Source organism: Legionella antarctica, assembly GCF_011764505.1.
GTDB classification, from domain to species: domain Bacteria; phylum Pseudomonadota; class Gammaproteobacteria; order Legionellales; family Legionellaceae; genus Legionella; species Legionella antarctica.
In genome coordinates this window covers 89748-100933 of sequence record NZ_AP022840.1, presented here as the reverse complement: position 1 = coordinate 100933, position 11186 = coordinate 89748, and the positions used below count along the sequence as shown (strand labels likewise).

The window sequence follows — 11186 nt, the reverse complement described above, 5'->3', positions numbered from 1 at the left end:
GGAATTCATAATTTATCACTTGATAAATAACGAATTAACATATAAATTTAAATTTCATCTTTTTTATTAAAAGGAAATAAATGAAAAATAAAGCTGGTGTTGAATATATAAGAGCATTAATAGGTCGTGGAGAAAGTGTTTTACGACAAATAGAAGAAAGTGGAAGGACACCAAATAATAAAAAAATCTTGGACAGAAGATGGTCATTGAAAGAAGCTGCTGAATTGGTAGATAGATCCAGCAGTTCTATTCTTAAAATACAAAATCAACTGATTGCTGATGGACTTCTTGATAATCTTGAAAAATATGAATCAACAAATCGGATTTCTGGTTATACATTAAAACAGATAAATCAATTTAGAAGCCATTTCAAAACTTTCCCAAGAAGAGATTCATCTGTAGATGATTGTTTAATTTTGGCCATTCAAACCTTTAAAGGCGGCGTTGGAAAATCAGTGACCAGTGTTGCCACAGCGCAATATTTTGCTACCATGGGTTATAGGGTTTTATTTATAGACATGGACTCACAAGCGTCTTCTACTAGCAGCTTTGGTTATATTCCTGATCGTGACATTGATGACAATAGTACATTGTTACCATATTTCAAGGGAGAAAGAGATAGTCTGCATTATTGTATTAGGAAAACATATTGGGAAGGATTAGATATTATTCCATCAAATTTACAACTTTATAATCTTGAGCTTGGTATAGCAGAACAAATCAGAGATTTACCAACAATTGAAAAAAATTATGTTTTTACAGAGCTTAAGCAAGGAATTGATACAGTTAAAGATTCATATGATTTAGTTATTATAGATAGCCCACCTGCACTAGGCTTTACTTCGATGAATATTTTATGTGCCGCAGATGCCATTATTGTTCCAACGCCTCCTGCACTTTATGAGTTTAGCTCCACTGTTCAATATCTTAGAATGATAGAAAATGTTATTGAAATGATAAATTCTGAAAAAGAATATAGATTTATTAAAATCTTAGCCACAGATGTTTTTCCAAATCAAATTAATCATAGAGAATTTCTACCTATTATGCAGGACGTATTTGGTTATCATATGATGAGTAAATATTTTTTACATACTACTGAAATAGGTAATGCAGCCATTGATTTTCAAACTGCACTAGAGGTGCGAAGACCACAAAAAAGAGCTCTTAATATTATTAATTCTTTTTGTAAGGAGATTGAAGTAGAAATATGGAAAACCTGGCCAAGCAAATTTAAGAAATTAGAAAAAGAAGGAAAATTTGTGTTAGGAGGTGAAAATGTCTACGCGTAAGAAAAGATCTCTTTCTGGTGTCATAGCTAATGATTTAGATGTAGCAGGAATTAATAATAAAATTATACTACCTGCTACATCAAGGACTTTGAATCAAGATAAAAAAAACAATCATAGTGAGGCAGTTAGAGGAACAGAATTTTTAGTTGAACCATCTGATTGTCGCCCTTGGAAATTTCATAATAGAGATAATGTTTGGATGAATGTAGATAAATGCCAAGATCTTATTTCTTCTATTAGAAAGAATGGACAAAAAGTTCCTATATTTGCACGAAAAATAGAGAATGATCCTGATGGGAAAAATTGGGAAATTATTGCAGGAAGAAGAAGATGGTTTGCATGTAATCATTTGGGTATAAAAATTCGCGTTAAAGCAACAGATGCTAATGATCGTGAATGTGCAATTTTAATGAATTTAGAAAATAAAGATAGAAATGATATTAGTGAGTTTGAAGATGCTATAAGTTTCAAACAACAACTGGAAGCTAATTTATTTGATAGTCAAGATGAGATGGCTATAGCCCTAGATCTTAAAAAGAGTAAGCTGTCTAAAATGTTATCTGCTGCTAAAATTGTAGAATACAAAGAAATTATAGATCTTTTTAAAGATATTACCCTATTAAAAATTAACCCAGTATATTCTCTAGTTTTATTGTTAGAAAAAAGCAGTATGAATGAAGAACTCATAATTAAGAAAGCAGAATATTTGAGGGATGTAATATCAAGTAGAAAATCACCAATAAAAACTAATGTTATTATTAATGAATTAATAGGTTCAGTAGGTTATGAAGATAAAAAGAAAAATAAAACTTATAGGACGTTTAAGTTGGATGAAAAAATAATAATTAAGACAAACGAGATAACTTCGAGAAAAGTTGTTTTCGAACTTAATAAATTGAATTTAATCAACTTTAGCCCTGAAGAAATCAAAAACGTTGTATTAGAAGCATTAAATGAGTACATGGTTGAACACTCAGTTTCATAAATGAAACTGAGTGTAACTATTTGTTTTTAATAGAATTATAAAATAATAAGCTCGGATTTCTCATATTAAAAAATGAAAATGAATTAGTTGGCGGGTTGATTTTTAATGTTGATGCAATTAAATCATTTTTGGTTTTCTAAAAATGATTTAAAGTCACGCAACCATAACATATAAGATTTATAAAACCATTTATGAATATTAAATTGATTTAAAAACCATATTCTGTTATTTTTTAATCAAAATCCTAATTCAATCGGTCAAAATGATACATGATACCAAAAAAGGAAAGAAAGCACTGTTTCTTAGTTCAAATTTAACTTATTTACTTGCACAACATGCTTTGGACATCAAAAATTTGTCTATAGAAACTGGTGTTCCTCCTGCAACATTAGCTAGATTACGAAGAGATGGTAGTAATCCAACTTTGTCATCTATTGAACCATTGCTCGATTTTTTTAGAGTCGACATGGATGCTTTTCTTTATGAAGACATGACCAGTCCAAATTATCAAAATAGAAAAAAAATGGGTGATTTAGTACATATCTCTGTTTACTCATTGGAAGACATAGCAAGTGGAAGAAAAAATGCGAAAGTATTAAAGTTTATTGGTGCAGCAGGGATAACTGGAGAAAATGTATTTGGTATTTCGATAAATAGTGATGCTCTAGCACCGGCATTTCAAAGTAACTCGATTGTAATTATTGATGCAAATCTTAAACCAGTCGAAGGCGATTATGTTCTTTGTTGCTTAGGTAGTGGCGAAGAAGATGCGCCTGTTTTTAGGAAGATATTTATAGATGGAAATGATTATTATTTTAAGCCGGTTAATCCTGGATTTGGAGACATGAAGCATTATGAGAGTTATAAAATTTTAGGCGTAGTTATAAAATCAATTGAATCATATAGGTAAATTGTGAAAGATAAAGAATCTAAAACACCGCAATTTTATATGCGTCCAAGAAATTACAATCAGTATAACTATGTGTATTTTTTTATGATGCTATTTATAACTATTTTTATAGTTTGTGATATAACAGCATTTAGGATGACTAATTTATTTGGAACTGTTGTACCTGTTAGCGGACTAATTATCCCAGTTGTTTTCTCATTAGGTGATTTAACTGCGGAGGTTTATGGTTACCAAATTTCAAGAAAATTAATTTGGAATGCTCTTGTTTGTCAGTTTATATTTGGAATTTTAATTACGTTGGCAGTAAATTTTCCTAGTCCGACAGATAACATAGATAACATTCATTATAATGAAGCTTTTAAACATATTATTAGAACTAATATTACAAGTTGCATATCAGTATCCAGCGGAATGTTCACGAATGCATTTTTAATGTCAAAGTTTAAAATATGGGTGAATGGAAAAAGTTTTTGGATAAGGACAGTTTTGTCTAGTTCAATTAGTGAATTTGTTCTTTGCTTTGTGGCCTATACCACATTGTATGTGGGTTTAAAAAGCCCAATTGAAATATGGAAAATAATTCTTAGTGTTTGGTATTACAAGCTAATATTTGCTCTATTAGCAGCTCCTATAGTTTCAATTATTGCTTCAAAAGTAAAAAAATGGGAAAAAAGTGATGTATTTGACCATGGAGTAAATTACAACCCTTTTTTGTATAATTATAATGCTGACAATAAGGCTACCAACAACATTGGATTAATATAAATTTTCGTCTAAATAGGGTGGTTTTAATTAGGAGTTAGTTGTATGAAGGCGAGTAATGTTATAAGTTATTTTGGTAGTTTAGTAAATAAACTAGAACCAGAATATACTCTTCGACTAGAAGATATAATTTATAGTAAATCACATGGTCATGAAATATGTGTTATGCAGTTAGTTGGCAAAAGCGCATTTCCAAAATATACAACCGAAGAATTATTAGCCGATCCTAGTGCAATGATTGGTTTAAGTCCTCAAGATGCCGTTACAATTACTCGTTTAGATTACACAATTAAAGAACGTAAACGTAAGTATCAAGTTCTTGAAATAGATAGAAATGGAACTGTTTTGCTTAGAGACTCTTCTGGAAAAGAATGTCGATTTTCAGAAAAAAACATTTCATCTACAAGAGAAATGATTAAAGATATGAGAAGTGAGGATGCGCACGATCTGGGTTATAGAGTAGGCTTTAGAGAAGGTGTTAATGCTAAAAAATATAAAAAACAGGCCTCCAAAGACATTAGAGCCAAAATCATGAGATTTATTCCTTTTGGAAAAATAGGTAAAAAAAATGACTTGGGTTAGATTTGAAATTCTAACCCAAGTTTTATATTAAAGACGACTTCTAAAAAAGGGTATGGAGCTATCTAATAAATCTTCGTCCCTAACAGCAAGCGCACTCATAATTTTATTTTTTTTTACTGTGTTATGATCAGTTAAATGAAGCGTCGCTTTACCGAGGGTAGAATATAAATGTTTTTGTTCTTTATCTGTTAAAGACTCTATATGTTTCATGATTGTTGAAATATCGCCTCGTTTTATTGGTCCTGTTAAGGATTGTTCTGGTGACAAGGTTTTTTCAAGATTAGATACAGTTCCTCGCATGATATTTGTAATAACGTGCATTGCCATTTCATTTTCAACACCAGCTTCTTTCATGCATGAAAGGGCTTGTTGTGCAAGAGTAACTAAATAATTTGAAGCAAAAACACCGGCCGCATGATATGAAGATTTTTTTATTTTATCTATTTCATAGGTAATTGAACCTATAGAATTAAAAAGAGAATGAACAACATAAGCAAGGGCTTCTTTATCCCCCTCTACAGCACAGTAGGTTCCACTATATTGCTCAACACTTAATTCAGGCTTTGCAAAACTTCTCATAGGGTGAACACTTGCTACATAACAACCTTGTTCTTTAACTGAAATTAATGCATCGGAAGTAAGAGAACCACTGCAATGAAGAACTACGCTGCCTTTTTTTATAAATTTATTTTTACTTAATTCTTCACAAGTGACTGATATTAGATCATCTGGCGTTGTTATAAATGTAATATCTGCATGTGGTAGTTCGCTAATTTTTGGGCAATATTTACCTTGACCAATAAATTTAATTGCGTTTATAGAGCTTGTCTCAGATCTATTGCAAATAGATCCAATCTTTACTAGTTGGTGTTTAACAAGTAAATGCCCAATTGTTTTTCCTAAGTGACCAGCACCAATAATATTAACAAATAATGTCATGATAAATTTTTCTCATAAAATAAGTTTAAGTGTTCCAAAAATACCACTTAATTAAAAAAAATTCAAATTAATGATTTCAATGTTATTGAAATGAACTGTAAAACCATATATGATTTTAAATAAGTAATAAATGATTTAAAAATACTATAAAAGGTTTTCATGCTTATTTTATCTAGGAAAAAAGGCGAAAGCATCATGATCAGTACGGATATATGTATCACCATTTTAAAAAATCTGGATGGTACGGTTGATGTTGGTATTTCTGCGCCAAAATCCGTACCTGTAAATCGTTTGGAAGTTTTTAATAAAAATAAAACTAAGGGAAAAAAGGATTAAACATGAACCAGAATAAAAAAATAATTTCTAACGTCTTATTAGCTGGAACGATTGCGGTGTTAACCGGTTGTGCTGCAACACAGACGGCATTGGAGCACCGCACCCTGGAAGTCAGCACGAAACAAAGTGAGACAGTCTTTCTCGATCCTGTTTCCAAGGCTAAAAAAACGATTTATGTATCCATCAAGAACACATCGGATGAATCAATTGATATAACCCCTCAATTAAAAACCGCATTAAGTAATCAAGGGTATCGAGTGGTAAGCCAGCCGAATCTTGCTCATTACCTTTTACAAGCTAACATTCTTAAAGTTGGAAAAATGAGTATCGCCGCAAGTCAATCTGCATTAGGTGGCGGTTATGGTTCGGCTGTTGCGGGTGCTGTTGTCGGTACAGCTGCGGGCAGTTTTACTCACTCAAGCTCAGGTTTGATTGCAGGAGGACTCGCGGGTGGTGTCATAGGTTTGGCTGCTGACTCTCTGGTCAAAGCAGTGAATTATACCATGATAACAGACGTGCAAATTTCTGAGAGGGTAGGAAAGGGTGCTGTTCATGAGCAATTTAATTCCAATCTTCAAAATGGCTCAGCTTCGGGTACTTACCAGACATCAAGCAAGCACAGTGATTATCAGCGTTACCGAACAAGGGTTGTATCCAATGCAGATAAGGTTAATTTAACTTTTGCTCAAGCTCGACCAGCATTAGAGCAAGGCTTGGTTAAAACATTAGCGGGTATTTTTTAGCATAAAGGACTTTGAAAAAGGCACTAGCGATCTGTTGATAGGCCTTTATAGATAACTATTTTAGCCATTTATTAAGAGGGATTTAAATGAAAAAACAATTAATAGCAGGATGTTCCGTAGTTGTATTCGCTTTGCAATGTTCTTATGCGAGCAGTATCAGTACTCATGATTTAGAAAAGAGAAGTTTCGAAGTAGCTTATCAGTTGTATCAACTTGTTGAAAAGAATAAAACCGATATATGTGCCGGTGATGTGGGTATTGCAGCAGGGTACATTGAATCAGCAGGACGTGACTTGCAGCATGATCAACGTACAAAAGCCCTTACTTCATTGAGCTACGGCCACAATGAATTAAAGGAAATTAGTACGGCACGAAGTTACTGCACCAAAATCGCAGCACAGGTAAAACCTTATTTTGCAAAAGTCATTTTGATTAAAAGTGAGCTTGAAAACGAGACCTTACCAGAACCAGATCAAACTTCTGATTGAGTTTAACCATATAATAACAAGGATATTTTCATAATGAATCAGTTGATTATGGTACTTACTTTAATACTGGGAAGTCACACGGGATTTGCTCATACGTCTTTGGCCGTCAATGAACAGTCATGCAGTTCCACTCAAGGCTCAAACCTTTTAGCAGACAATAAAATGATGGGTAAAAAAGGCGTTGACTCTTTTAATCAGATTCTTAAAGGCGGCGGCCTGTATGCTCTTTTGTTGTCAATGAACACTGAGCTGCCTGATATAGCAAAATCAGTGGAGTTTGTGATGTTATTCAATGAGATTAATTCTACAAACCAAATTCTGTCACGTCTTCTTATTGAGCTACAGAAAAATAATCAATTATTAAGTCAGAACACGCTCAATAAAGGAGTAGCCATGGATGGATAAGCACCTCAAGGTAATTCGTTAAATATTGCGCAATAAATTAATTAAAAAACATAAAAAATGAGCATGAATTAAGGCTCACGGGATTTTTATAACCAAAAAAAGGAGAACACCGTGAAATGTAGTGCCGCACTAAATGATTTAAGTATTAAGGGGTATCTGTACGCTCGTCAATTCCTTCCCTTTTTAATGATAGGAATAGCGTTGCTTTGCCTGATGCCGGACAGCTGCTTTGCAGCTGAAAATAGACTGGCGGGATTAAAATCGGAGGTGGGGGCAACCTTTGGTGCTGATTCCGATGTGCCCTATTTCCTTCTTTTAGCCGAAGGGCTTGCAGGGGCTTACGCCTACATCAAAACTAAAAATATTGCAGTGCTCGCTGGTGTTCCGGTTCTGATGGTGTTCACTCACTGGGCGTTGAAATAATGGCACGCAGCTACCAAACCTTCATGCTCTCCGATGAGCCCAAAATAGCGGGAATTCCTATTACTACGGGTTTACCCATCTTTTTACTCACAGGAATTGGGCTTTTAACAGGCCTTGCTTATCAGTTGTTTATGATAGGCGCGGCCTTAAGTGTTGCGATGCATGTTAAGTATGGCGGTTTACCACTGCGGAGATTGTTTGCCATCGTCTATTGGTCGCTGCCCCATGGGTTAACATCCCTTTTATTTCGTGCGTTGCCTGATTCTTCCAACCGACTCTACATTAGGTGAGATGATGAATACTTCTTTTCGTAATAATGCCATTGCAAAGAACAGGCTTTTATTAAAGCTGACTTTGATTTGGGCGCTATCGAGCACCTTGGCCGTGATAGTCCTTGCCGGCTTAAATTTTTATACCCTGTTACACCGTCAAGTTCATTGGTTGCCGGTGTGTACGGGTGAGGAATTTAGCATAGGGGACAGGGCTTATTCACCAGAATACTTAAAAGAGATGACTCAAAAAGTGGCTGATTTACGCCTTACCTACAATCCAGAAACGATAGATGCACGCTATATGATATTGACCCATCTAATTCCCGCCAATTATCAGGAATCTTTTGCCAGGCTGTTGGATGCCGAGCGTAAAACCGTGCATGAAAAAAACGTAAGTTCTGTGTTTTATGGTGAAAAAGTGTTGGTTGATGTCACTAAAAATCAAGGGCAAATCGAAGGGCTTTTGCATCGCACAAGCCATGGCCTTCAATTAAAGCCGCAGCATAAAGTCTATCGATTTCAGTTTTCATATAAAAATGGACTTTTGAATCTTGCGTCCATTCAGGAGATACATAATGCATAAGTCACTCTATTATAAAGTCAAAAAAATCGTTACTTTGATAAGCCTTCTTTCCACAGGACTTGCTTGTGCGGGGGCTTCCCCTTCCGTCATCGTCTTTGAAGAAGGGGAGCAATTTAACCTGTCCTTATCGAGCATTAACTTTAATAGGGTGTTTGTTGAGGGTGAAACCATTATTAAATTAAGTTATCCGCAAGGTTCGCTTACGGTAGATAAAAGCGAGATGGACAAGCCTGAAATTACTGAGGGCTCTGTGTATATAAAACCCAATTTTGAAGTTCCAATTACGCTATTTCTTACCACAGACAAAGGGCGTCACGTGTCACTGACCTTAACTCCCGATGAATCGTCTGGAAAAACATTGCGGCTTATTGCGAAAGCTCAAACCCAATCAAACTACGTTAAGCCTAACACCCCTGATGTAACGGAAGTTGATGCGGCAATGGCGGCCATGAGAGCAGGAGAAAGTCCAAAGGACTTTAATGCACAACGCGTCATTCCAAGCCCTTTTTATATTAAAAAAGACATCAAAGTAACCCTTGAAAAACAATACCAAGGGGCGCGCTTAACAGGCTATGTCTATCGGTTGGAAAATAAATCCAATCATGAAATAGCCCTTACTACGGATTTATTTTCTCACCGATTCGCGCAATCGCTGTCATTGAGTGACGAGGCGCTTTTGCCAAAAAAAGTCGCTTATTTATATGGGTTGTACCGCAATCAAGGTTAGTAAAAGTGCGGCTTGTGTCCGTTTAGAAGGAGTAGGTGATGTTAAACAAAATAAAAAAATGGGTGGTGACCAAGACCCAGAATGCCAATAAATTGGCTAAAAAAGAACAGCTAAAGCACGCTGCCGTTTTATTGCTGGTTGGCGGGGTATCGTATGGATTTTATTGCTACTCCTCAGCAGAACGTAAAAAGCCTATCGCACAAGTTGAGTCCCACTTTGATGGCGTGTTTGATAGTAAATTCAATCAAGGCAGTGACGAGGCCTTGATTGAACAGCAACAACATCAAATTGATTCCTTAAAAGAGATAGTGACGGCTAATGAAAAAAAACAGCAGGTTCGAGCCGCCTTACCTGCGCCTGATAAAGACACCAAGGCTTTAGTTGCCGCCATGCAGGAACAGCTTGCCCGTCTTGAGGAAGAAAATAAAAAAACCAACGAACAATTACAAGTTGCTCTTTTATCTACCCGTCAGGCAAGCCTTGTAAATGTAAGGCCACCCACTCGCGAGGAAATGCAAGTGAACCAAAAGAAAAGGCATCAAACCGAACGTGAATTACTTGCAAAATCTGGTCTTGAAACAGTGCAATTTAACAGTCGCAAAAGAAAAAACAAAGAAGAACGAACCTCTAAAAATTACGTTTGGGCAGGCACTTTTGTTGAAGGTGTGTTATTGACTGGAATCTTAGGTGATGCCGGAATCAATGGTTCTAAAAACATGGGAACTGCGTTAATTCGCCTGACCAGTGGTGGCATTATGCCTAATAATCAGCACTCCCATTTGGAAGATTGCATGGCTCTTGTTTCCACCTACGGAGATTTATCAGGAAGTTCGGTGGTTTTGAACCTTCAAACTCTGTCCTGTGCAGGCAAGGACATTAATTTTGAACAAAAAGCCTATGGCTCGGTATTTGATTTAGATGCCATGCAGGATTTACGAGGAACCTCCATTTTAAAAACAAAACCCTTGCTAGGCTATTCAGCCGCTGCGGGCATGCTGGCAGGTTTTGGTGATGGGTTAAAGAATTTAAATACCGCACAAACATTTAATCCAGGAGCGGGCACTATCACAACTTATGGACAAGCCTCAACTCTTGCCCAATCGGCTGCCGGTGGTGCGCTCAGTAATCCTGCGAATCGCATTTCAGATTACGTGATGCGTATTGCGGATATTTATCATCCCTTGGTGGTGGCGCGAGCGGGGCGCAAAGTGTCTGTGATGTTTACCAAGGGATTTTGGATTGACAAAGAGCATCAGGTCTATGAATCAGGCAAATCAATTAATGAAGGGCGTGCACAAAATGAGTCAAGGGTGACAACAACCATCAGTCGCGCTTATGAGGGAAATCACGAGCACAGCGATGAAGAGCGTTCTTTATTAAAGGCTAATGGACAAGAACCCATGATGCAAGCAAGCCGCTTGGAAAATAAGTTATTGAGTCAACAAGGACAGCCTACAACGCCCTTGTTTTCAACCGTACAAAATGAGGAGCCTTTACATGATTAAATACAGCTTTTTATTGAGCGTCATTTTGCTGGTGACGCAATTATGCGCCTGCTCCAAGTCCATATTGGATAATGATGATGCCCGATGCCCTTTTGCTGATAGGGGCGGGTGTCAAAGCATGGAAATGGTAAATCGTATGGTGCAAGAACAACGCTACACTCCAGACGGCCAGTTTGTACAACAAGCCAATAGTCGGGTGCTTTATTCGAAAGATAAGTAGGACGTTGATTTAAG

Annotated in this window: 16 protein-coding genes; 15 read left to right on the top strand and 1 reads right to left on the bottom strand. The window is 36.1% G+C overall.

From position 1 onward, the window contains the following. Positions 1 to 80: 80 nt before the first annotated feature. The 5 genes from HRS36_RS18145 to HRS36_RS18125 all read left to right on the top strand — a co-directional run bounded on the left by HRS36_RS18145 (position 81) and on the right by HRS36_RS18125 (position 4531). Positions 81 to 1292: an AAA family ATPase gene (locus HRS36_RS18145; protein WP_173238664.1), complete on the top strand. Its 1212-nt coding sequence runs from the start codon at positions 81 to 83 to the stop codon at positions 1290 to 1292. Further along, positions 1279 to 2277: a ParB/RepB/Spo0J family partition protein gene (locus HRS36_RS18140; RefSeq protein WP_173238663.1), complete on the top strand. Its 999-nt coding sequence runs from the start codon at positions 1279 to 1281 to the stop codon at positions 2275 to 2277. The genes HRS36_RS18145 and HRS36_RS18140 overlap by 14 nt, the downstream gene beginning before the upstream one ends. A 262-nt stretch (positions 2278 to 2539) precedes the next feature. After that, positions 2540 to 3187 (top strand): LexA family transcriptional regulator, encoded by a 648-nt coding sequence (locus tag HRS36_RS18135; protein ID WP_173238662.1) that lies wholly within the window; start codon positions 2540 to 2542, stop codon positions 3185 to 3187. A 3-nt stretch (positions 3188 to 3190) separates the two neighbouring features. After that, positions 3191 to 3952, top strand: a complete 762-nt coding sequence (locus HRS36_RS18130) for a VUT family protein (RefSeq protein WP_173238661.1) — start codon at positions 3191 to 3193, stop codon at positions 3950 to 3952. Between the two features lie 42 nt (positions 3953 to 3994). Continuing rightward, positions 3995 to 4531 (top strand): hypothetical protein, encoded by a 537-nt coding sequence (locus HRS36_RS18125; RefSeq protein ID WP_173238660.1) that lies wholly within the window; start codon positions 3995 to 3997, stop codon positions 4529 to 4531. 27 nt (positions 4532 to 4558) lie between these two features. Here the strand turns inward: HRS36_RS18125 and HRS36_RS18120 are convergent, their stop codons facing one another. Then, positions 4559 to 5470, bottom strand: coding sequence for a Rossmann-like and DUF2520 domain-containing protein (locus tag HRS36_RS18120; RefSeq protein ID WP_173238659.1), 912 nt, complete (start codon positions 5468 to 5470; stop codon positions 4559 to 4561). Between the two features lie 159 nt (positions 5471 to 5629). Between HRS36_RS18120 and HRS36_RS18115 the strand changes: the two genes are divergently transcribed. From HRS36_RS18115 to HRS36_RS18070, 10 genes are all read left to right on the top strand, one after another. After that, positions 5630 to 5806 carry a carbon storage regulator gene (locus HRS36_RS18115; RefSeq protein WP_173238658.1) on the top strand — a complete coding sequence of 59 codons (177 nt, stop codon included), beginning with the start codon at positions 5630 to 5632 and terminating at the stop codon, positions 5804 to 5806. Positions 5807 to 5808: 2 nt separating this feature from the next. Further along, positions 5809 to 6549, top strand: coding sequence for a complement resistance protein TraT (locus HRS36_RS18110; RefSeq protein WP_173238657.1), 741 nt, complete (start codon positions 5809 to 5811; stop codon positions 6547 to 6549). Between the two features lie 86 nt (positions 6550 to 6635). Beyond that, a complete protein-coding gene (locus tag HRS36_RS18105) occupies positions 6636 to 7037 on the top strand; it encodes a hypothetical protein (RefSeq protein ID WP_173238656.1) in 402 nt (133 codons plus the stop codon). 33 nt (positions 7038 to 7070) lie between these two features. Continuing rightward, on the top strand, positions 7071 to 7442 hold the full coding sequence (locus HRS36_RS18100) for a hypothetical protein (RefSeq protein ID WP_197933227.1): 372 nt from the start codon (positions 7071 to 7073) through the stop codon (positions 7440 to 7442). Positions 7443 to 7553: 111 nt separating this feature from the next. Beyond that, the gene (locus tag HRS36_RS18095; RefSeq protein WP_173238655.1) at positions 7554 to 7865 is read left to right on the top strand and encodes a type IV conjugative transfer system pilin TraA; all 312 of its coding nucleotides are present in this window, start codon (positions 7554 to 7556) and stop codon (positions 7863 to 7865) included. After that, on the top strand, positions 7865 to 8155 hold the full coding sequence (traL, locus tag HRS36_RS18090) for a type IV conjugative transfer system protein TraL (protein ID WP_173238654.1): 291 nt from the start codon (positions 7865 to 7867) through the stop codon (positions 8153 to 8155). The genes HRS36_RS18095 and traL overlap by 1 nt, the downstream gene beginning before the upstream one ends. A 4-nt stretch (positions 8156 to 8159) precedes the next feature. Then, on the top strand, positions 8160 to 8720 hold the full coding sequence (locus tag HRS36_RS18085) for a type IV conjugative transfer system protein TraE (protein ID WP_226905668.1): 561 nt from the start codon (positions 8160 to 8162) through the stop codon (positions 8718 to 8720). Beyond that, positions 8713 to 9447, top strand: a complete 735-nt coding sequence (gene traK, locus HRS36_RS18080; protein ID WP_173238652.1) for a type-F conjugative transfer system secretin TraK — start codon at positions 8713 to 8715, stop codon at positions 9445 to 9447. Before HRS36_RS18085 ends, traK begins: the two co-directional genes overlap by 8 nt. A 38-nt stretch (positions 9448 to 9485) precedes the next feature. Further along, on the top strand, positions 9486 to 10952 hold the full coding sequence (locus HRS36_RS18075; protein WP_173238651.1) for a TraB/VirB10 family protein: 1467 nt from the start codon (positions 9486 to 9488) through the stop codon (positions 10950 to 10952). Then, complete coding sequence (locus tag HRS36_RS18070) at positions 10945 to 11172, top strand: type IV conjugative transfer system protein TraV (RefSeq protein ID WP_173238650.1); 228 nt, start codon at positions 10945 to 10947, stop codon at positions 11170 to 11172. Before HRS36_RS18075 ends, HRS36_RS18070 begins: the two co-directional genes overlap by 8 nt. Positions 11173 to 11186 lie beyond the last annotated feature (14 nt).